The sequence below is a fragment of the Streptomyces sp. NPDC008137 genome, from assembly GCF_042957035.1.
In the GTDB taxonomy this organism is placed as follows: Bacteria; Actinomycetota; Actinomycetes; order Streptomycetales; family Streptomycetaceae; genus Streptomyces.
In genome coordinates, this window is the sequence record NZ_JBIBHN010000004.1 from 378,934 (window position 1) to 399,913 (window position 20,980).

At 70.2% G+C, this 20,980-nt stretch carries 14 protein-coding genes; 3 read left to right on the forward strand and 11 right to left on the reverse strand.

Translation table 11 applies throughout. The features are described from left to right. Positions 1 to 132: 132 nt before the first annotated feature. The 10 genes from ACFZBT_RS09710 to ACFZBT_RS09755 all read right to left on the reverse strand — a co-directional run bounded on the left by ACFZBT_RS09710 (position 133) and on the right by ACFZBT_RS09755 (position 14,045). A complete protein-coding gene (locus ACFZBT_RS09710; protein ID WP_391100577.1) occupies positions 133 to 975 on the reverse strand; it encodes an alpha/beta hydrolase fold domain-containing protein in 843 nt (280 codons plus the stop codon). Between the two features lie 139 nt (positions 976 to 1,114). After that, positions 1,115 to 2,779 (reverse strand): ATP-binding protein, encoded by a 1,665-nt coding sequence (locus ACFZBT_RS09715; RefSeq protein WP_391100580.1) that lies wholly within the window; start codon positions 2,777 to 2,779, stop codon positions 1,115 to 1,117. Further along, complete coding sequence (locus ACFZBT_RS09720; protein WP_391100742.1) at positions 2,776 to 3,465, reverse strand: response regulator; 690 nt, start codon at positions 3,463 to 3,465, stop codon at positions 2,776 to 2,778. The genes ACFZBT_RS09715 and ACFZBT_RS09720 overlap by 4 nt, the downstream gene beginning before the upstream one ends. A gap of 70 nt (positions 3,466 to 3,535) precedes the next feature. Continuing rightward, the gene (locus ACFZBT_RS09725) at positions 3,536 to 5,092 is read right to left on the reverse strand and encodes a streptophobe family protein (protein ID WP_391100582.1); all 1,557 of its coding nucleotides are present in this window, start codon (positions 5,090 to 5,092) and stop codon (positions 3,536 to 3,538) included. Positions 5,093 to 5,348: 256 nt separating this feature from the next. Then, positions 5,349 to 6,647: a hypothetical protein gene (locus ACFZBT_RS09730; protein WP_391100585.1), complete on the reverse strand. Its 1,299-nt coding sequence runs from the start codon at positions 6,645 to 6,647 to the stop codon at positions 5,349 to 5,351. A 404-nt stretch (positions 6,648 to 7,051) separates the two neighbouring features. Next, the gene (locus ACFZBT_RS09735; RefSeq protein WP_391100588.1) at positions 7,052 to 7,792 is read right to left on the reverse strand and encodes a response regulator; all 741 of its coding nucleotides are present in this window, start codon (positions 7,790 to 7,792) and stop codon (positions 7,052 to 7,054) included. Between the two features lie 268 nt (positions 7,793 to 8,060). Continuing rightward, a complete protein-coding gene (locus tag ACFZBT_RS09740; protein WP_391100590.1) occupies positions 8,061 to 8,720 on the reverse strand; it encodes a response regulator in 660 nt (219 codons plus the stop codon). After that, entirely contained in the window at positions 8,717 to 10,045 is a 1,329-nt protein-coding gene (locus ACFZBT_RS09745; protein WP_391100592.1) for a histidine kinase, read from the reverse strand. Before ACFZBT_RS09745 ends, ACFZBT_RS09740 begins: the two co-directional genes overlap by 4 nt. A 157-nt stretch (positions 10,046 to 10,202) precedes the next feature. Next, complete coding sequence (locus ACFZBT_RS09750; RefSeq protein ID WP_391100594.1) at positions 10,203 to 12,437, reverse strand: MMPL family transporter; 2,235 nt, start codon at positions 12,435 to 12,437, stop codon at positions 10,203 to 10,205. A 723-nt stretch (positions 12,438 to 13,160) separates the two neighbouring features. Further along, positions 13,161 to 14,045, reverse strand: a complete 885-nt coding sequence (locus ACFZBT_RS09755) for an IclR family transcriptional regulator C-terminal domain-containing protein (RefSeq protein WP_391100597.1) — start codon at positions 14,043 to 14,045, stop codon at positions 13,161 to 13,163. A 101-nt stretch (positions 14,046 to 14,146) separates the two neighbouring features. Here ACFZBT_RS09755 and ACFZBT_RS09760 point away from each other — a divergent pair, with 101 nt between their 5' ends. The 3 genes from ACFZBT_RS09760 to ACFZBT_RS09770 all read left to right on the forward strand — a co-directional run bounded on the left by ACFZBT_RS09760 (position 14,147) and on the right by ACFZBT_RS09770 (position 18,939). Further along, the gene (locus tag ACFZBT_RS09760; protein WP_391100599.1) at positions 14,147 to 15,640 is read left to right on the forward strand and encodes a bifunctional 3-(3-hydroxy-phenyl)propionate/3-hydroxycinnamic acid hydroxylase; all 1,494 of its coding nucleotides are present in this window, start codon (positions 14,147 to 14,149) and stop codon (positions 15,638 to 15,640) included. A 27-nt stretch (positions 15,641 to 15,667) separates the two neighbouring features. Next, on the forward strand, positions 15,668 to 16,879 hold the full coding sequence (locus tag ACFZBT_RS09765; RefSeq protein ID WP_391100602.1) for an acyl-CoA dehydrogenase family protein: 1,212 nt from the start codon (positions 15,668 to 15,670) through the stop codon (positions 16,877 to 16,879). Positions 16,880 to 17,535: 656 nt separating this feature from the next. Then, on the forward strand, positions 17,536 to 18,939 hold the full coding sequence (locus ACFZBT_RS09770; protein ID WP_391100604.1) for an MFS transporter: 1,404 nt from the start codon (positions 17,536 to 17,538) through the stop codon (positions 18,937 to 18,939). Positions 18,940 to 18,996: 57 nt separating this feature from the next. Here ACFZBT_RS09770 and ACFZBT_RS09775 read toward each other — a convergent pair whose 3' ends face one another. Further along, the gene (locus tag ACFZBT_RS09775) at positions 18,997 to 20,943 is read right to left on the reverse strand and encodes a GAF domain-containing protein (RefSeq protein ID WP_391100607.1); all 1,947 of its coding nucleotides are present in this window, start codon (positions 20,941 to 20,943) and stop codon (positions 18,997 to 18,999) included. Positions 20,944 to 20,980: the final 37 nt, after the last annotated feature.

Consider the following 20,980-nt stretch of genomic DNA (forward strand, 5'->3'; position numbering starts at 1 on the left):
TCCAGCTCCCTTGCGTCGGCTGGACCGGCCGGACCGCGGGCAGGGTCGTGCCCCGTATCACGGGACGTGGACGATGCAGCTGTCCGCTCCGACGGCCCGGCCGCCTCCCGCGCAGCTCATTCCCAGGGGCTCTCACAGGGCACCCGCGAGGGCCTGGACCTGCCGGCGCCAGAACTCCTTCGAGACCTCGACGCGGGGGAACACCGCGTCGAACCCGTGGAAGGCACCAGGGACGATGTACAGCTCGCAGGGGACTCCGCTGTCGCTCAGCCGGCGCGCGTAGGCGATGTCCTCGTCACGGAACAAATCGAGGGTGCCCACGCCTATCCAGGCCCGAGGCAGGCCGGTGTGGTCCTCCCTGCGCGCCGCGGCGGCGTACGGGGACACGTCAGGACCGGCGACCGCGTCACCGAGATAGCACGACCAGCCGTATCTGTTGCTCTTGGCGATCCATAGGCGTACGTCCAGTGCGTCCAGGTCCGCCCGCACCGTCGTGCGGTCGTCGAGCATCGGATAGGCCAGCAGCTGGAACACCGGCCGAATCTCGGCCCGGTCGTGGGCGAGCAGGGCGAGAGCCGCGGCGACGCCGCCGCCCGCGCTCGCGCCTCCGATGGCGATGCGGTCGATGTCGACGTGCAGGTCGTCCGCCAGCGCCATCAGGCCACGCAGCGCCGCGTAGGCGTCCTCAACGGCAGCGGGGGCGGGGCTTTCCGATGCCGGCCGGTAGCGCACCGCGGCTACCGTGATGCCGAGTTCACGGGTGAAGGCGATGCTCGTGCGATCGTCGTTCTGCGGAGCTCCGAAGATGAGGCCGCCACCGTGGATCCAGAGCAGGGTCGGTGCCGCCGACTTCAGGCCGGTCGGCTGGTAGACACGCAGCGAGACGGCAGGTGCGCCCTCGGGTCCGGGCACCACCACCTCTTGGACGGTGACATCCGGCCCGGGTGCAACGGGGCGCGCCTTCATGCTCCTCATGACGCGTGATGCCAGGGGACCGCAGGAGGAGTTGGGGATGAGACGTCCCCGTGCGAGGTCGGGGTGGAAGTCACTCATCGGGCACCGACCGGAAGACCGTCGCGCATCCGGGCCAGGCCTTCGCGGACCTGGCAGGTTTTCATGAGGCGTCCTTCGTTACACGGGTCAGGGCCTCCGGGTTGACCGGGGGGCCTGTCAGGTCCACGCCCGAGACGTGGCCCCCCGGCTCGGGCGGATGGCTCGGGAGCCGTGCCCGGAAGGTGGCGCCGCGCCCGGGTGAGGAGTGCACCTCGACGCGTCCGGCATGTGCTGTGACGAGGGAACGGACGATGGCGAGACCCAGACCGGAACCTCCGGTCGAGCGGGTGCGGGAGCTGTCTGCGCGGTAGAACCGCTCGAAGATGCGGGCCGACTGTTCCTCGGTCAGGCCCGGTCCCTGGTCGGCCACCTCCAGCACCGCGCACTCCCCCAGGGTGCCGACGCCGATACGGACGGGCGTGCCGGGTGGGGTGTGGGTGACGGCGTTGCCGACCAGGTTGGTGACCACTTGACGCAGCCTGGCCTCGTCGGCGAGGGCGGGGGCGGAGGCGGGAGGCCCTTCGCCGTTCGGACCGGTGAGCGTGACGGGACGGGTGGGGTCCAGAGCCCGTACGTCATGGAGGGCGTCGGCGGCAAGGGTTCGCAGATCCATGGGGTTCAAGTCCAGGGCGGCCGGAAGAGCGCTGCCCTGTTCTCCGTGGCCTGTCGCGGCGGTGGGTCCGGACTCCTCGTCGAGCCGGGCGAGGAGCAGCATGTCCTCGACGAGCCGGGTGAGGCGCTCGGACTCACGGGCGATGCGGGTCATGGTGGCGTCGATGTCCTGCCGTCCGGGAAGAGCGCCCATGCGGTGGAGGTCGGTCAGGCCTTTGATTCCGGCCAGCGGGGTGCGCAGTTCATGGCTGGCGTCGGCGACGAAGCGGCTCATCCGGGCCTCGGACTCGGCGCGGGCGGCGAACGCGGCCTCAATCTGGCCGAGCATGCCGTTGAGGGCCGCCGCCAGGCGGCCCATCTCGGTGTTCGCACCCGACAGTTCGGGGACGCGACGGGTCAGATCACCACCCGCGATCTCCGCGGCCGTCTGCTCGATGCGGGACAGCGGCCGCAGCCCGGAGCGGACCGCGAACCACCCGGCCACGGCCAGCACACCGAGCAGGCACGTCCCGGTGATGCCGTAGGTGCGCCACATCTTCCCGACGGTGACGTCCACTTCGGTCAGGGACGCGGACACGATGACGGCACCGCTGGTGTGGTCCCGGCCCGTGCCCAGGGCATGCGTGAGTCCCGGTCGGGCGACCCTGGGTAGGGCGATCACGCGCCAACCCCCGTCGCCCTTGGTGCTGTCGACCGTGAAGGGCCGGCCGCCGTGCGCGGTGACGGCTGTCGAGGTCAGTGGTGGCAGCGCCGGACCGGCCGCGTTCTCGTTCCGGTGGGTTCCGGCCAGGGAGTCGATGCTCCTCTCGACGGCGCCGTCGTCGTCGACATAGGTGATGACGGGGTTACCCAGGACGTCCGTGCTGAAGTCCGCCAGCCCCGGCGTGAGGCGCCGGTCGGCGCCCCTCCCGGCCGCTGTCGGTGGCAGCAGGCTGAACACTTCTGCTGCGGCGCGGAGTTGGGCGTCGACACGGTCTTCGAGGTACGCGCGCAGGGCGTTTCCGGAGACCAGGCTGAACGCCGTGAAACCGACGGTCAGCAAAGTGACGGCGAGGAGCAGGACGCGGCCGCGCAGCGAGGCCCGTGTCCACAGGGTGCCGAGCCGCCCGGTCATGTCCTGGGCCCGCGCAGGACGTAACCGACGCCGTGGACGGTGTGGATCAGCTTGGGGCCGCCGTTGTCGAGCTTGCGGCGCAGATAGCTGATGTAGGTGTCGACGATGCCGGTGTCACCGCTGAAGTCGTAGTCCCACACCCGGTCCAGGATCTGGGCCTTGGAGACCGTACGCCCGGCGTTGGCCATCAGGTAGTGCAGCAGGCGGAACTCGGTGGGCGACAGTCGCATGGGCTCCCCCGCGCGGCTCGTCTGGACGGCCTCGGGGTCGAGCTCCAAGTCGGCCACCCGCAGCAGCGCGGTGGGGTCGCCACTGGTGCGACGCAGGACGGCATGGATCCGGGCGATCAGTTCCTGGAGGTCGAAGGGCTTGGTGACGTAGTCGTCACCGCCGAGCTGCAGTCCGTCGATCTTGTCCCGCGTGGTGTCCCGCGCGGTCAGGAACACCACGGGGATGTGTCCCGGGCGGGGCCCGGCGGCGGGCTCGTACTGCTCGCGCAGTCTGCGGATCACCTCGAAGCCGTTCATGTCCGGCAGCATGACGTCCAGCAGCACCAGGTCGGGCGGTTCCGTCCGCGCACCCTGCAGGGCCTCCCGGCCGGTGCCGGCCGCGGTGACGGTGAAGCCGGCGTGCCGCAGCGCCGCGCACAGCAGTTCCCGCACCGTCGGCTCGTCGTCCACGACCATGAGGTTCACACCCACGACAGTGGCCGGAGCGACGGTCTGCACGAACGGGTCGTCCGGCAGCGGGAAGCGTTCAGCGGTGGGCAACGGGTACCTCCAGGGGGTCCGCCCCCGGCTTCGCTTTCCGGCCGCCGAGAGGGGCGGGCGGGGTCTTGAGCGGGAGGATACGGGGGCGGTGCGTCATCCCCCGGTAAAGGAGACTCCCCCCGAACCCCGCCAGTGCCCCGACGACCAGCCCTCCCGCCATGGCCCACGGCACACTGCCTTCGAGCAGTGCTCGCTTGCCTCCCATCTCGCTGCCGAACATGGTGACGCCGAACCGTCCGGACGCGCCGGCCAGGGCGCAGGCCGCTCCCATGACCAAGGCCGTGAGGATGCCGAACCGTTCGGCGAGGCCGACGTGCCGCGCCAACGGGCCCCGGTACGGGTGCAGCGGGCGGACGTGCCGCGGGTCCGTGTGCCGGGCCGCCACGTAGGCGCAGACCACCAGAAGCAGGCCGGTCACGACCAGGGCCGTCGGCCACAGCGGCCAGCCGCCGGCCGACACGTCCCTGAGGTGTTCGGTGCGGTCGGGCTGTGGCGCCGGCCGGTCCCCGCCGCCCAGGGCTCCTAGCAGGCCGGCCAGCGGGTTGCCGCCCTGGCTCTGCACCTGCTCCATCGATGCCGTCCAGGGCGAACCCGCGCCCAGCGTCAGGAACACCGCCACGGCGTTCGGTGCCAGCAGCAGGGCACCCCCGGCCGCCGTCGCGGCCCGGCCCCCGGCCACCGCACCGACGAACGTGACCGCCACCAGCGGAACCGCGGCCACGAGCAGGAGCATCCGTACGACCGCCGAGAGCCCGGGCGCCCAACCGGGCCTCATCCGGTCCAGCGGCCCTCCCGACGGCACCTTCACCCGACGGCTGATCAGGCATCCCACTCCGAGCACCACGGCCACCCACAGCAGCGCGCCGAGCGCCGCCGAGCCCACGCTCACGTGGAACGCCATCGTGGGGTCGGACGACGCACCCCCACCACCGCCGAGAAGGCGGCCGAGTAGGCCACCGGAGCCACCGGCGCCACCGCCCGGACCTCCGGCGGCACCCTGCCCGCCCCGTAGCTCGCTCATCGCCGACGCGGGCAGCACGATCGTGCCCTTCGCGAGGCCGGCCAGGACGACGAGGGTGAACAGTGCCGCGGCCCCGGCACCCGTCGCACGCGCGGACAGTTCACGTGCGCAAACGCGTCGGTGCCGCAACCGCCAGGAGAAGGCGAACCACAGGACGACGGTGCCGACGAGGGTGACACCGAACGGCACCACGTCCACCGAACCGCTCATCGACGGGCTCATCCCGCCGCCGAACAGGCCCGCCAGACCGGGGCCCGGCTCCTGTGCGGTGCCGACCGGGTCGGCGCTCAAGGAGCCTCCAACGGCCATCACCGTCACGGCCGCTGTCAATGGCCCCAGCGATCCGACAGACCCCGCGTCGAGCAGCGACAGCGCGAGGGCCGAGATCGCGACCATGACGATCACGGCGCACAGCGCGGCTGCCGCGCCTTCGATGGCGTGCGGCAACAGGCCTTCAGGTACCGGCGGTACACGCCGGTCGCCCGGCCTTCCGGGCCTGGGCTTGGAGGTGGCGGCAGACATGTCAGTAGGACTCCGCTTCGTTTCCGGGGTAGGGCGCGGCGTCATGCGGACCGGTAGAGGTACGGCGCCGCCTGCCGCAGGGACACGCACAGACTGACGGCCCTGTTTGCGCGAGTCCGGAGAGGTTCTGGGAGATCCCTGAGAGCTCCCGGCCGAAACCAGCAGGTCACGCCCGGACCGCAGCACGCCCGCCGGCCTCGCTCTCAGGAACTTCCCAGAAGCGCGCTCAGCGCACCAGGCTGCCCGTTGCTCCCGCTCAGCCGGCGTCCTTCACGGCCACCAGACCACCGGCGACCCGTTGGTAAAGCGTGCCGTCGGGGCCCAGACTGGCCGGGGCGAAGATGTCATTGAACGTGCCGCCGGCGCCGGTGCGCTTCTTCCACTTCACCTCCCCTGTCCGGAAGTCCAGAGCCTCGGCGTACCAGACATAGGTTCCCTCGGCGGCGAGGTGTGCGTCCTGGGTGTAGCCGTAGACGAGGCCGGTGGCCGTCGACAGAACGGGGACCGACTTGATGCGCTCCGGTGTGCTCCACAGGGTGCGGCACTTGCCGTACGCGTCGACCTGTATCCGCTGTACGCCCGGGGCCATCTCGTTCATGTCGTTGTGGGGGCCGTCGATGTCCGAGGAGGGCGAGGGCAGGTCGGGGGCGTTGTAACCGTTCAGGACGACCACACCGGACCGTCCGTCGTGTTCGTAGCCGATCGTCCCGATGTCGTTCGCGCTGGCCCCCTTGGTGAACAGGGGTACTTTGCAGACGAGTTGAGAGTCGCCCCGGCCCGCCTCCCGCTGGTGGTACACCCGGAGATTGATCCGGCCGTTCGCGTTGTCCGTGACCGCGACGTACCGGTCGCCGAGCAGCGCGGGAGTGGCGCCCGAACCACGTGCGAAACCGCCGGGCTTGACGGCGTCCCCCGCGGCGTACGGCTCCTTCCAGAGGATCTCCGGCTCCGAACCGCTGCCCGGACCGAGCGCGTACATGTATCCGGTGGCGTCGGGCTCGTCGGCCGCGCCCGCTGGGCCGGTGACGACATACGCCGTGGTACCGCTGACCGCGATGCCGTTCTCCACGACTTGGTCCTCGAAGTGGCGGACGTGAGCCGTGTCGTCCTGGCCGAGGACGCCGAGTGTCGTTCCGGTTCCGAGCTCGCCACCGGCTCCCGCGATGCCCCCCGTGGTGAACCAGATGTTGCCTTTCGCGTCCCAGGAGCTATTGAGCAGTGATTCCCCGGGCCGCATGGTTTCCTGCGCGACCAGGTCGATGTCGCGTTCCACCTCGAAGGCGGGCCCGCCCTCACCGTCGGTCCGCCGCACCACGTAGATGTGCCCTTGCTTGGAGCTGACCAGGATCTGGCCCTGGTCGTTCGCGGACATGTAGGGGATGTTGAGCTCCTGGCCGGCCGGTGCGGCCCAGGACGACTCGACTTCCATGGTCACGGGATCCAGCGCCGAGAGGCCGTACGAGTCCTGCTCCGCGGACAGGTCCAAGTACCCGGCCGTCAGTGTGCCCTGAGGCCCCCAGAGCAGCACGCCGGAGGACGATTGCGCTGTCGTCACCCGGGGGTTCAAGCCCAGCGGGCCGGGAGCGGACGTCACTTTGGTGTTCCCCCCGTCGCCGTGCATGGTGGACACCCGCGGGTCGAATAGCGGCTGTGGATCTAGCGGCTGCGCCTCGACCGGGCTGCCCACGAAGTCCGGTCCGGCCGAGGGGTCCTGTGTGCTCGGGATCGGAGGCGGCGTGGACGTCGCGGCGACGGCACCGCCTCCTCCCATCGCGGCGCACGTGAAGCAGACGGTGGAGAGTGTGAGGGCGAACAACCGCGCGCGGAGGTGCGCGGCCTTTCCTCCGGTGAATCGAAACACGCTGGTCCTTAACATAGGCATCCCCTTCTCATCTATGCCGGTATTGATCTTCATGGCGCCCGGGAGGTCGGCTGTGGCCAGAGCCCCCGGGCGACGCCTCATGCCCCGCCCGTTGTCGTTGACCCTGGTGTCGGCGTGCAGAGGATGGCTCGCAGGCTCGGTCTGAGGTCCAGCCGGAAGCCGACTCCGCGGACACATGCGATGGTCAGCGCGTCACCGAGCTGCTGCCGCAGGGCGGTCACGTGGACGTCCAGGGTCTTCGTCGGGCCGAACCAGTTGCTGTCCCACACGGCCGCCATGATGGTCTCCCTGGTCACCAGGACTCCCTCGCCTTCGGTGAGGAAGGCGAGCACGGCGTACTCCTTGGGTCTGAGCAGCACTTCCGCCCCGTCCAGGAAGACGCGGTGGGCTCCCCGGTCGATGGTCATGCGTCCGTAGGCCACGCGCTGGCCCGGGTCCGGTGTGGGCCCGCCGGCGTCACAGGTGCAGTGTCGGTGCCGACGCCGCACCGCACGCATGCGGGCGATCAGCTCGCGAGTCAGAAAGGGCTTCACGAGGTAGTCGTCCGCGCCCAGTTCGAGAGCGACGATCCGCTCGATCTCGCTGTCCCGGCCACTGATCACGATGAGCGGTACATCGCTGCGGGCGAGCAACTCCCGGCAGACCTCTAGCCCGTCGGTATCGGGAAGCCCCAGGTCGAGCAGAACCATGTCCGCCGTCGACGTGTCCAACGCGGCCCTGCAGACGGGTATCCAGGTGACCTCGTGGCCGTGGCGGGCAAGTCCGCGCCGCAAGGACTCGGCGACATCCTGGTCGTCTTCGATGAGGAGTACGTGCACGTTCTCTCCTGGGACGCGAGGCCGATACCGTTCTCGGCTCTCTTCCGGCCAGAGGCGCTGTCTGGGGCGTTGGGGCCGGGCGGGGTGGTTGTGCGGAGTCGGACGAAGGCCCGGCCGTGGGTCCTGGTGTCGCGGGGCCCACGGCCGGACCGTTCACCGCAGCGGCGTCCCCGTCCCCACGGGCGTCGGTGCGGACCGGGCACGCGGCCGCTCACCTGCGTGCCCGGAGTATCGGGGGGGTGCCTGTGCGACAGCGCGGCGGCGGCCGTCAGGAGGGACGTACCAGCCCCACGTCGTACGCGAAGATCACCGCTTGGACGCGGTCGCGGGCGCCGATCTTGGCGAGGATGCGGCTGACGTGGGATTTGACGGTGGACTCGGCGAGGTGGAGCTGTTCGGCGACCTCGGCGTTGCTCCAGCCGGTGGCGACCGCCGCGAGAACCTCGCGTTCGCGCTCCGTCAGACCGGCGAGGCGCTGTTCCTGTGCGGCGCTGCGGCCGTTCGGCAGGCGCTGGGTGAACGTGTCGATGAGTTTGCGTGTGATGCCCGGGGAGATGACGGAGTCTCCGGCGGCCACCGCGCGGATGCCGACGACGAGTTCGTCGGGGCGGGCGTCCTTGAGGAAGAATCCACTGGCCCCGGCGCGCAGGGCTTCGTAGGCGTATTCGTCGAGGTCGAAGGTGGTCAGCACGAGGACGCGGGAGCGGCCGCCGGACTCGACGATCCGGCGGGTGGCCTCGATGCCGTCCATGCCGGGCATGCGGATGTCCATCAGCACCACGTCAGGGCGTAGTTCGGCGGTCTTGCGGACCGCTTCGCTGCCGTTGGTGGCCTCCTCGACGACGTTCATGTCGGGCTGGGCCTCCAGCAGCATGCGGAAGCCGAGGCGCTGCAGATGCTGGTCGTCGACAATGAGGACGGTGGTCATGCCGGGTGCTCCTGTGAGGGGTGGGCGGTGGTGCCGCTGGGCGGGGTGGTCTTCAGCCGGGCGCGGACGGTCCAGCCGCCGCGGGTGTTGGGGCCGGCGGTGATGCTGCCCTCGTAGAGGGCGGCTCGCTGACGCATGCCGACCACGCCCCGGCCGCTGCCACCGCGCAGGCGTCCGGCATTCGGGGCGTCTGTGGGGCCGGTGTCCTCCACCACGACGCGGACGGCGCCGGAGCCGGCCGTGACCGAGGTATTCACCTCGGTGCTGGTGCCGGCGTACTTGAAGGCGTTGGTGAGGGCTTCCTGGACGATGCGGTAGACGGCGAGCTGGAGGCCTTGCGGGAGGGCGGTGAGCTCGCCCTCGGTGTGCAGGGTGACGGTTGGGCCGGCGGCACGGAACCGCTCCACCAGCGCGTCGAGGTCGGTCAGGCCCGGCTGCGGGGCGAGCGGGGCCTCGCCCTGGGGTTTGTCTTCCTCCTCGCCGATGACGGCGAGGAGGCGCCGCAGTTCGCCCAGGGCGTCGCGGCCGCTGTCGGCGATGATGCGCAGCGTGTCGGCGCCGCGTTCGGGTCGGGTGGCGGCGAGGGCCGCGGCTCCGTCCGCGAGGCCGACGATCACGGCCAGGGTGTGGCCGAGGATGTCGTGCATCTCGCGGGAGACCCTGGCGCGTTCCTGAGCGGCGGCCAGTCGCGCCTGCTGGTCGCGTTCCTTCTCGAGCGCGGTCAGGGCGGCGTCGACCAGCCGACCGGCCAGCCCCAGCCCGGCACACGCCGACAGGGTGAGGACACCCACGAGCGCCACCACGTCCGGGCGCGTGATGTGCTCGAGTTGATCACGGCTCCAGGCGAAGGAGGCGCGTACGCCGATCTGCAGGACGGCGACGACAACGGCGACCGCGAGTTTGCGGGGAGCTTCGTGGCGGCCCACGTTGAACAGGGCGACCAGCCATGCGGTGGCGGCACCGGAGACGACATCGAGCGGGACGGAGCCCACCGAGACGGCCGTGGTGAGGCCGAAGACGAGCATGGGCCGGCGTTCCCGCCACAGCAGCGGAGCCGCGTACGAGAAAGCCAGGGCCAGTGCGCCCCAGGCGTCGACCCGGTCGGATGTGTCGAGCGCGGCGGGCACGCCGAGCAGCGCGCACAGCGCGGGCACCCCCCACCGCCGGACCATGGGGTGCGCCTGGTCGGCCATGCGCCAAGAGGCCAGCCGGAGGATGATCGAGAGGATCACGCGGTACTCGGGATCGCTCTTCAGCGGCCCGGGAATCCGCAGCACCTGCTCACCGCCCTGGGCGGTGGACGCGGATGCGTTCGATGGGGTCATGAATACGCCCTTCACGGTGCAGGCGGGCTCCGCCCGCCGGCCCCGGGGGGGTGTGGGCCGGCGGGCGGAGGTTCGAGGGCACAGTCGGCCGGAATCCGTCCCGTTCGGGTGGATCGTACGGCTTGGCAGGCAGTGCTCTTCGGCGGACCGGAGCGTGTCAGCCGCGGTGCAACGGAGTGGGTGCGACCGGCTCGGGTTCGACGCCTCCGGGGCCGTCCGCCTGCTGTGCCTCCAGGGTGTGGCGCAGCTTCTCGCCCTCGACGTCCACGTTCGGCAGGATCCGCTCCAACCGCGCCGGCAGGGCCCAGGCGCGGCGGCCCAGCAGGGTCATCACCGCCGGGACGATCGTCATCCTGACGACGAAGGCGTCGAAGAGGACCGCCGCGGCCAGCCCCAGACCGATCGACTTGATCAGCGCGGTGTCGTCCAGGAGGAAGCCGGCGAAGACCGCGATCATGATGACCGCTGCGGCCGTGACCACCCGTGCGCCGTGCCGGAAGCCGGAGACGATGGCCTCGGTGGGTTCGGCACCGTGGACGTACTCCTCGCGCATCCGGGTGACGAGGAAGACCTCGTAGTCCATGGCGAGGCCGAACACCACGCCGACCATGATGATCGGAAGGACGCTGACGATCGGTGCCGCTTCGCTGACGCCGAAGACGTCCTTCAGCCAGCCCCACTGGAAGACCGCGACGACCACACCGAGGGTGGCGACCACACTGATCAGGAAGCCGAGCGCGGCCTTGACCGGGACCAGGATCGAGCGGAAGACCAGCAGGAGCAGGATCAGGGCGAGGGTGACCACGACGGCCAGGTAGGGCAGCAGGGCGTCGCCGAGCTTCGCGGACACGTCGATGTTGACGGCCGTGGTGCCGGTGACCAGCAGGTCGGCGCCGGTGTCGGCGCGCAGTCCGGCGCTCTGGTCACGGATGGCGGTGACCAGGTCCTCGGTGCTCTCGCTCGACGGGGAGCTCTTCGGCACGACGCCGATCAGGGCCACGTCGCCGGCCTCGTTGAACACGGCGGGACGGGCGGCGGCCACGTCGGGCAGCTTGCTGACCGCGGTGTACGCGTCCTCGGCCGCGGCCTTGGGGGCATCGCTGCCACGGGCGTCGACGACCACGGTCAGCGGTCCGTTGAAGCCCTCGCCGAAGCCCTTGCTCAGGGTGTCGTAGGCGGCGCGCTGAGTGCTGCCCGGCGCGGCCATGCTGTCGTCGGGCAGGGTCAGGCGCATCGACATCGCGGGAATCGCCAGCAGACCCAGGACGGCCACCGACCCCACCAGCATCTTGACGGGGTTACGGGTGACGAACCGCCCCCAGCGCACCCCCATCGTCTCGCCCTCGCCGCGCTCCTGCGCCCGCAGCCGCTTGGTGGTGAGCCTGCCCTTCATGATCCGCATCCCGGCGAAGCCGAGCATCGCGGGCAGCAGGGTCAGCGCGATCACGACGGCGACGGCGACCGCGAAGGCGGCGGCCAGGCCCATGGTGGTGAGCATCTTGATGCCGATGACGCTCAGTCCGGCCAGCGCGATGATCACGGTCAGACCGGCGAACACTACGGCCGAGCCGGCCGTGCCCAGGGCCCTTCCGGCGGCCTCCTCGGGATCATGCCCCTCGCGGATCTCGCCCCGGTAGCGGGAGACGATGAACAGGGCGTAGTCGATGGCCACCGCCAGGCCCAGCATCAGCGCCAGCGTCGTGGACGCCGAGGACATGTCCACGAACGCGGTGGCGACGGTGATGCCGCAGATCGCGGCCACGACCCCGAGGATCGCGGTGAGCAGCGGCAGCCCCGCCGCGAGCATCGAGCCGAAGGTGATCACCAGGACGAACGCGGCGACCACCAGACCGATCATCTCGGCCGCCTTGCTGCTGCTCTTCTCCTGGACGGCGTTGCCGCCGAGGCTCACCTCCAGGCCGGCCTTCTCGCCCTTCTCCGCGACCTGGTTCAGCGCCTCGGAAGCGGCGTCGGTGAGGTCGGCCTTGGACACCTTGTAGGTGACCTGGGCAAAGGCGATGGTGCCGTCCTTGCTGACCTGCCGGTTGGCGAACGGGTCGGAGGCGTTCGCCACCTGAGGAGCTGTCTTCAGATCGGCCACGAGCGACTCGATGGTGGCCTTGTTGCCGTCCGAGGTCAGCTTCTGCCCGCTCGGTGCCTCGAAGACGACCCGGGCGGTGGCACCGTCGGCGGACGCCTGCGGGAACTCCTTCCCGAGCAGGTCGATCGCGTTCTGAGACTGGGTACCGGGCAGCGTGAAGTCATCCGTCGAGGTGCCGGGGCTCTTGACCGCGCCCACACCGACGGCGGCCAAGACGACGATCCACAGGGCTAGGACGAGCCGTCGTCGCCGGAAGGCGAGCCGGCCAAGCCGGTACAGGAAGGTTGCCACGGTGTGCTCCCAGCAAGAGAGGAGAGGGAATGAAGAGAAGGGCCGCAAAGACCCTGCGCTCAAGCTAGGAGCGGTTTCCCGCCGATCTCCGGCACTGCGGGACACAGTCCGGCGGACAGGTAGTACCCAGGTACCTATCGGCCTCGTCCTTGAGGCGCAGCGCACGGTGACTCGGGCGACGGTTCAGGGGGAGGGCGCGTCGCCGAGAGGGTCTTGCAGGTCATCGAACAGACCGAAGAATCGCGTCGTGGCGCGAGGTGCCGTTCGTCCGCCTGCCAGAAGGCGCACGCCACAAACGGACGCGTGCGGAGCGTTGGGAGGTCCTCGACCGCCGGGTCACGGCGTTACAAGCGGAGACGGATGAAGCAGTGCGTCAGCGAGTGACGTTCTCCCAGCTGCCCACGCCTTTGACAATCCCGCCCCGCCCCGCGTTCGGCGCAGGCGTACCGGAGCGGCTTGGCGTGTCTCCTGGCCGCTTCTCCGATCTCGTCGGCGACTTCCAGGGAATGCCGGGCGTGTCGAATCCGTTGATGGCCTGGCCCGCACGCTTGATGGCCTGGCCCGCACGCTCGCCGACGCGGAGGCGGTCGCCCTGCTCGGGCGCTTAGGAAATCGGTCGGGGCACCCGAACCGGCGCGCTACGGCGTTGTCTGCGCATGCACGCGGGCCGTCCCCGCGAAGGCGGGACGGCGGACCGATCCGGCCGCATCGTCGACTTGCGCGTCACGGAACACCCGTTGATCGCATGCTGGCCTCGATCGCCAAGGCATGTGTTCTCAACAGCGAAGACAGCGTGCGTACCTTGGCGGCGGACAGCTGGCTGCTCACCGTACCGATGCTGAGCGCCGCGACCACGCGATTCAGGGAGTCGCGAACCGGCACCCCCAGTGCGCTGACTCCCACGGTGATGGTGTTGTGGATCAGCGCGTAGCCGTCGCGGCGGGTTCGCCGGACCAGGTCGTGCACCTCGGCTTCGGACATCGCCCACTTCTCGGCGAGCACCTGCTTGACCGAGTCGATGACCTCCTCTCGCTCCCGGTCCTCCAGCGAGGCCAGGATCGCGAGGCCGCCTCCGCCGATGCCCAGCGGACGGCGGCTGCCGATGTTCAGGGCGATGACCTGGATGGGGAAGGATCCCGCCCGTCGGTCGACGCAAACGGCCTCGTTGCCGCTCCTGACCGTCAGGTAGGCGGTGTGTCCGGACTCCGCCGCGACCTGTTCGAGATCGGGGCCGCAGATGCCGCGGAGGTCGAAGCTCTGGGCGGCGGCCAGGCCGAACTCGAAGGTCAGCACGCCCAACGCGTACCGACGACTGTCGGTCCGGCGCACCAGCCGCAGGGAAACGAGCTGTTTCAGCAGGCGATGGACGGTGGCATGCGGCAGCCCGACCTGCTGGGTGATCTCGGTGAGCGCGACTCCCGCGGGCCCGGCATTCGCCAGCAGGCGCAGCACCGACACCGCTCGGCTCAGTGGACCCTCACCGACGGGTTTTTCCATGCGGTCGACGGTGCCTCGCGGATCCTCGGAGGTCAAGGCCCGATCACCAGCGAAAACGCATGTCCACTGAGCGGACAACTCGTATTGCCCGGGCCGTGGGAAGCCCCTCATAGTGCCGGTCACCCACACGTCGCAGGCCACGAGGAGGCGGACATGAAACCGGTGGGTTCGGATTCCGATGTTTCGGTGGCTCAGCGAAGCGCGTCGGCACGATGAGCTACGACGCCATCGTGGTCGGTTACGGCCCTGCCGGGGCGACCATGGCCAATCTTTTGGGTCAGCGTGGCTGGCAGGTGGCGGTCGTGGAACGGAGCGAGAGCGTCCATCCGTACCCGCGAGCCATCACCGCCGATCACGAGGCGATGCGGGTCTTCCAGCACATCGGCCTGGCCGAGGAGATCGCTCAGGGGACCGTCCCTCATCCGGGCACGGATTTCGTCGGAGCCGACGGGCTTCCGATCAAGCACTACAACCCCGCGCCCGCTCCACACCTCTTGGGCTGGGAACCGAACTTCATGTTCCACCAGCCCGAGCTGGAACGGGTGTTGCGCAGGGGTGTCGACCGGTTCCCGCACGTGGAGGTAATGCTCGGGCGGTCCTGCCGTGCCGTGCAGCAGGACGAGGACGGTGTGCTCGTCCAGGTCGACGACGACGTGCTGTCCGCGAAGTACCTGGTGGCCTGCGACGGTGCGAGCAGCGGCGTCCGCCGCGACCTCGCCGCTCCGATCGACGACCTGGAGTTCGACGAGTGGTGGGTGGTGGTGGACACGCATCTGTCGGGCGACGCCGAGTTGCCCGAGCGGATTACCCAGTACTGCCGGCCAAGCCGTCCCGGCACCTACATCGTCGGCCCCGGCGCGCTGCGCCGGTGGGAGATCAAGATCCTGCCGGGCGAGGACCCGGAGGAGTTCCGGGCACCGGAGAAGGCCAGGTCTCTTCTCAGCCAGTTCGTCGATGTGAGCAAGGTCGAGATCCAGCGCCTCGCGGTGTACCGGTTCCATGCCCTGGTCGTCGACAGGTGGCGCTACGGCAGGATCTTCCTCATGGGCGACGCGGCCCACCAGATGCCCCCGTTCCTCGGCCAGGGCATGTGTGCGGGGATCCGGGACGCGATCAACCTCGCGTGGAAGCTCGACGGCGTCGAACGCCAGGGGTACGGCACTTCACTGCTGGACACCTACGGTCAGGAGCGCAAGCCCCACGTGCGGGCCGTCGTCGAGACAACGAAGTCGTTCGGCATCATAATCGGCAAGACCGATCCCGTGGAAGCCGCGCGCCGGGACGATGTCCTGCGGACCCAGCCCCAGTTGACGTCCGTCCGACAGAAGTCGATCCCTGGACTCGACACAGGGCTCATCGCCCTCGACGGCAGTGATCCGGGCGTTGCCGCAGGCGAGTTGTTTCCACAGCCTCGCACGTCCGGAGGCGTGCTGCTGGACGACCTGATCGGTCCGGGCTTCTGGCTCGTGGCGCTCCGTGACGACGTGGTCGACCAGGAACTCCGGCAGCTCTGGGCCGAGCTCCGAGGGCGCGTCGTCCATGTGACGGAGGAGATGGATCCCGACCGGCTCGTTCGCAGCTGGTCCGACAAGTTCGACGCGGTCGCGGTCATCGTCCGTCCCGATCGCTACGTCTTCGGTGCGGCCAGGGACGCCGATCAACTGCGCGACCTGGTCGCCGACCTCGTGCACCGGCTCAAGGCCTGACGGCTCGTCCAGAAACAGGAGTCTGACATGACTGATACATCCACTGCGTCCTCCACCACGTCGGCCCGGACGGAGTTGCTCGAACGGGCGTCGAAGATCGCACCGTTGCTGCGCGACAACGCGGCCGAGGCCGAGCGGTCCCGGAGACTGCCTGACGCCAATGTCGAGGCGATGAGCGCGGAGGGCTTCTTCTCATTGCGCACTCCCGCACGCTTCGGCGGACTCGAGACGGATCTGCGCACCTACACGGACGTGGTGGCACGGATCGCCGGCGCGTGCGGCTCGTCCGGCTGGATCGCGTTCATCTCCAACGCGACCGCATGGGTGGTGTCGAGTGCGTTCGGCGAGCAGGCGCTCCGGGAGGTGTTCGGCGGCAACCCCTCGACGCGGTTCATCGGTCTGCTGGCTCCCACCGCGACATCGCGCCGGGTCGAGGGAGGACATGCTGTGACTGGCCGCTGGGGGTTCGCGTCGAACAGCTCGCACGCCGACTGGGCGATGCTCACCGCACCGCTTGAGGACGAGGACGGCGACGTCTCACCCCACCTGATCCTCGCGCCCATGACCGAACTCACTGTCGTCGACACGTGGTTCGTGGCGGGGATGGCAGGCACAGGCAGCAACACCGTGGAGACCGGCGGGGAGGTGTTCGTGCCCACTCACCGTACGGTGCCGTTCGGACGGGTGCTCTCCGGGCGGACACAGAGCGAAAGTTCCCATCAGTCGGTGCCGCAAAGGGAGAACTTCGTGATCTCCGCGGTCCATATGGTGGGCGCACCGGTGATCGGGATGGCCCGGGCGGCACTTGACGTCACACTGGAGCGACTGAGGACGCCGAAGCCCATCTCCTACACGTTCTACACCGACACACGTGACGCTCCGTCGACACAGCTCAACATCGCGAAGGCGGCCACTCTGATCGACACGGCGGAGATGCTGCTCCAGTGGTGGGCCGACGAGACGGTCGGGGCCGCGAGCGAGGGCCGGGAATTCGACGCTCTCGCACGCGCCCGCTTCCGGGCGAACTTCGGATATGCGATGGAATGCTGTCGGGACGCGACGAAGCTGTTGCTCAATGTCCAGGGTGCGAGCGCCTTCGCGACCACGAATCCCGTCCAGCGGATCTGGCGGGACCTGGAGACGGCGTCCCGCCACGGACTGCTCAACTACGAGTTCGGCCAGGAAGTGTACTCCCGCTCCCTCCTCGGCATCGAGGAACCCATCGGGGTGCTGGTGTAACGAAGCAAGCCGCAGGCGGCCCCACTCTCAGGGAAGGGGGCACTGCCGGTACCTGGATCATCAGGCTCTCTCTCATCACCCGTCCGCTCTGTTGCATGGGTTGTTCACGCGGACTCCCGCGGCGACACGACCTCGGAGCGGTTAGTAAGGAAGCTGGATGCATACCACGACGCTCGGTACGAAGGTCCGGAGGTCGGCACGATCGGCCTGTGGTGCATGGGCATGTCGCACAGCTATGACATGGGCACCCTGCGGGACGAGGACACATCCGTGTCGGTGATCCGTCCGGTTGAGTCGCTTGCTGCAGCGCAAATCTGGGCCCGATCCACCCCCGATGCCCGACTTCTACGGAGCGTAGTCAGCACCAAGTCAGCACGGGAGCGACGAAGACGGGTGATGACGTGGGATTTTAGTCAGCACCAAACCAGCACGGGAGTCAGCACGCCACCGCCAAATCATCCCTAACCACGCGTCCCGGACGGCGCTCTTTTCGCCCACTTCGAGCCCTTGAACCGCCCTTCGGGGAGCTGACATGGTGGACACAGGCATAGCCAGCCCCCGAACTATGTTGCCCCGCCACATGTGCGCCTGACCTGCATGTTTCTACCGTGTGCCGACACGTACCCGTCCCCACGGCACACGAGGAAGTGGCGCCCATGACCTCCGCACCCACCGCTCCCCCACCCCCCGCCAGCCTCAAGCGCATCGTCGCCGCCAGCCTCATCGGCACCACCATCGAGTGGTACGACTTCTTTCTCTACGGCTCCGCGGCCGCGCTCGTGTTCAACAAGTTGTTCTTCCCGGACTCCGACCCGCTCGTCGGGACGCTGCTCTCGTTCCTGACGTACGCGGTCGGATTCGCCGCCCGGCCCCTCGGCGCGCTGGTGTTCGGGCACTACGGCGACCGGATCGGGCGCAAGAAGCTGCTGGTGCTGAGTCTGCTGATGATGGGCGGCGCGACGTTCGCGATCGGGCTGCTGCCGACGCACGCCACGATAGGGACGGCCGCGCCGGTCCTGCTCACCGTGCTCCGGCTGGTCCAGGGGTTCGCCCTCGGCGGTGAGTGGGGTGGTGCCGTGCTGCTGGTGTCGGAGCACGGGGACGCGCGGCGGCGCGGGTTCTGGGCCTCGTGGCCGCAGACCGGCGCGCCGGCGGGGCAGTTGCTCGCGACCGGTGTGCTGTCCCTGCTGACGGCGGTCCTGTCGGACGCCGCGTTCGGCAGCTGGGGCTGGCGCGTCCCGTTCCTGCTCTCCGGGGTACTGGTGATCGTCGGTTTGTGGATTCGTCTGTCTGTCGATGAATCGCCGGTCTTCAAGCAGGCGTTGGCGCAGGCCGAGGCCCGCAAGGCGGATCGCGCCGCGGAGGCGGAGAAGCTGCCGCTCGTCGCCGTGCTGCGGCACCACTGGCGTGACGTCCTGGTCGCGATGGGGGCGCGCATGGCGGAGAACATCAGCTACTACGTGATCACGGCGTTCATCCTCGTCTACGCCACCACCTCGGCCGGTGTCTCCAAGCAGACCGCGCTCAACGCGGTGCTGATCGCCTCGGCCGTGCACTTCGCGGTCATCCCGGCGTGGGGCGCGCTCTCCGACCGGATCGGTCGCCGTCCCGTCTATATGGTGGGTGCCGTGGGGGTCGGGCTGTGGATGTTCCCGTTCTTCTCGCTGATCGACACCGGCGGCTTCGGCAACCTGATCCTCGCCGTCACGGTGGGACTGGTGCTGCACGGAGCGATGTACGCCCCCCAGGCCGCGTTCTTCTCCGAGATGTTCGCGACGCGCATGCGCTACTCCGGCGCGTCCATCGGCGCGCAGTTCGCCTCGGTGGCGGCGGGCGCGCCCGCGCCGCTGATCGCGACCGCGCTGCTGGCCGACTACGGCAGCTCCACGCCGATCGCCCTGTACGTCATCGCCGCCGCCGTGCTCACGGTCGTCGCGGTGGCGGCGGCCAAGGAGACCCGCCACCGGAACCTGGCCGATGTCGCCGCGCCCGCCGACACGGACCGGACGACGGCCGCCCCGGCAGCGGACGCCTCGGCGGCGGATGCCCGGACCAGCTGACCGTCCGGAGTCCTGCCGACCCAGCCCCCGTGCGACCGTGCCGGCCACGTGCGGGGGTCAGTGCTGTCCCGGCTCCGACAACCGATGCAGACGCAGGGCGAGTTGGATCTCCAGGGCGCGGGCCGGGGTCTGCCAGTCGTCGCCGAGGAGGCGGCCGACCCGTTCCAGGCGCTGGGCGACCGTGTTCACGTGGACGTGCAGTCCGTCCTTGGTGCGGGCGGGGCTCATGCCGCAGGCGAAGTACGCGTCGAGGGTGCGCAGCAGTTCGGTGCCGCGTCGTCGGTCGTACATGACGACCTGGCCGATGGTGCGGTCGACGAAACCGGGTATGTCCCGGTCGCCGGCCAGGAGCAGCCCCAGGAAGCCGAAGTCCTCGGCGGCGGCCCCGTCCCCGGAGCGGCCGAGGAGCCGCAGGGCGTCGAGGCAGCGCCGGGCCTCCGCGTAGGCCGTGGCCACGGTGTCGGTGCCGACGGCGAGGTCCCCGGCGGGTGCCGAGGCACCGACGGTGACCGGGGTGTGGACCGCTGTGCCCAGCTGCCGGGCGGCGCTGCGGGCGAGGCCGGTGGCGCTGTCGCCGGAGCCGAGGGGCAGCAGCAGGACGGTGCCGCCGTCGCGTGCGGCTGCCAGGCCATGGCGGGTCGCGGCGAGGTGGGACGCCGCGGCCGCCAGGCGTCTGCGGGCGTCCGCCTCCTGGTCGGCGTCGGCCGCGCCGTCTTCGAGACGCGCGGCCAGCACCACGTGGACGGCGTCGAGGTCGGCGTGCAGGCGGGCCGCGCGCTCCCGCAGCAGGCGCGGGTCGCGGTCGCGGGCGTCCAGCAGGTCGTCGAGCAGTTCGCCGCGTACGCGCTGTTCGGCCTCGGCGGCCGACCGGCGGGCGAGGAGCAGCAGCGAGGTGACCATCGCGGCACGCTCCAGGGTGCGCTGGTCGACGGGGTCGAGCCCCGGGTGGCCCCTCAGCACGAGGGCGCCGAGCAGTTCCCCGCCGGCCGCGACGGCGGCGATCCAGTCGTCCTCGAACCGCACGGCGTGCCCGTCCGCGCGAGACGATTCCAGAGCCTCGGCCGGTGCGGCGGCGGCCTCGGCGAAGACGACCGTGCCGTCGAGCACCTCGGAGACCGCGGCGGCCACGTCGTGCACCCCGCCGCCCCGCAGGACCAGTTCGGCCAGGCGGTCGTGCACGTCGGAGGCCCGCTCGATGACGCCGCTGCGGTCCCGGATGATCTCGTTGGCCAGCTCCAGGTCGGCGAGGGCCGTCCGGGTCTCGGCGAGCAGGTTGGCGGTGTCGATGGCGGCCGCGGCGAGGGCGGCGAAGGAGCCGAGCAGCGCGATCTGCTCGCGCTCGAAGACCCGGGCGCGGCGGTCAGCGGCGAACAGCACGCCGATGACGTGGTGCCCGAGCATCAGCGGCACGCCCAGGATGGCCACAAGCCCCTCGTCCCGTACGCCCGCGTCGATGGTGAGGGTGTGCTGGAAGCGGTCGTCCTTGAAGTAGTCGTCGGTGACGTAAGGGCGGGCGGTCTGCGCGACCAGGCCGCCGAGGCCCTCCCCCATGCCGAGCCGCAACTGCTGGAACCGGGCGGCGACCGAGCCCTCGGTGACCCGCATGTGGGTGTCGCCTCTCGCCGGGTCGTTCAGGCTGAGGTAGGCGACGTCCGTGCCCAGCAGCGACCGGGCGCGCTGCACGATCGCCTGGAGCACGGCGTCGAGGTCGCGCAGCCCGGCGAGGTCGTGGGCGGTCTCGAACAGGGCGGACAGCTCGGCCTCGCGCCGACGGCGTCCCTCCAGCTCCGAGCGCACCCGCAGGGCGAGCGGCTTGGCCCGCTGGAGCGCGGCGATCCACTCCGCGGACCGTCCTTCAGCGCGTGCGAGCAACACCGGCTGCTCGTAGGCGTCGGCGGAGGCGCCCCGGGCCAGCAGCTCGAGAAACGGCGTCTCGACGTCGGCCGGCGGTGCTTCGGCGGCGCCGGCGGAGCGCTCGGCTGACTGCACGTGATCGCTGGACATGCTCACAGGATTCACCATGACCGGACCGTCCCGTCAG

Bases quoted from the DNA above. Each gene is read 5' to 3' on its own strand.
- ACFZBT_RS09710 (WP_391100577.1), bottom strand. From the start codon at position 975: ATGAGGAGCATGAAGGCGCGCCCCGTTGCACCCGGGCCGGATGTCACC.
- ACFZBT_RS09715 (WP_391100580.1), bottom strand. From the start codon at position 2,779: ATGACCGGGCGGCTCGGCACCCTGTGGACACGGGCCTCGCTGCGCGGC.
- ACFZBT_RS09720 (WP_391100742.1), bottom strand. From the start codon at position 3,465: ATGGTCGTGGACGACGAGCCGACGGTGCGGGAACTGCTGTGCGCGGCG.
- ACFZBT_RS09725 (WP_391100582.1), bottom strand. From the start codon at position 5,092: ATGTCTGCCGCCACCTCCAAGCCCAGGCCCGGAAGGCCGGGCGACCGG.
- ACFZBT_RS09740 (WP_391100590.1), bottom strand. From the start codon at position 8,720: ATGACCACCGTCCTCATTGTCGACGACCAGCATCTGCAGCGCCTCGGC.
- ACFZBT_RS09745 (WP_391100592.1), bottom strand. From the start codon at position 10,045: ATGACCCCATCGAACGCATCCGCGTCCACCGCCCAGGGCGGTGAGCAG.
- ACFZBT_RS09755 (WP_391100597.1), bottom strand. From the start codon at position 14,045: ATGAGGGGCTTCCCACGGCCCGGGCAATACGAGTTGTCCGCTCAGTGG.
- ACFZBT_RS09760 (WP_391100599.1), top strand. From the start codon at position 14,147: ATGAGCTACGACGCCATCGTGGTCGGTTACGGCCCTGCCGGGGCGACC.
- ACFZBT_RS09765 (WP_391100602.1), top strand. From the start codon at position 15,668: ATGACTGATACATCCACTGCGTCCTCCACCACGTCGGCCCGGACGGAG.
- ACFZBT_RS09770 (WP_391100604.1), top strand. From the start codon at position 17,536: ATGACCTCCGCACCCACCGCTCCCCCACCCCCCGCCAGCCTCAAGCGC.
- ACFZBT_RS09775 (WP_391100607.1), bottom strand. From the start codon at position 20,943: ATGTCCAGCGATCACGTGCAGTCAGCCGAGCGCTCCGCCGGCGCCGCC.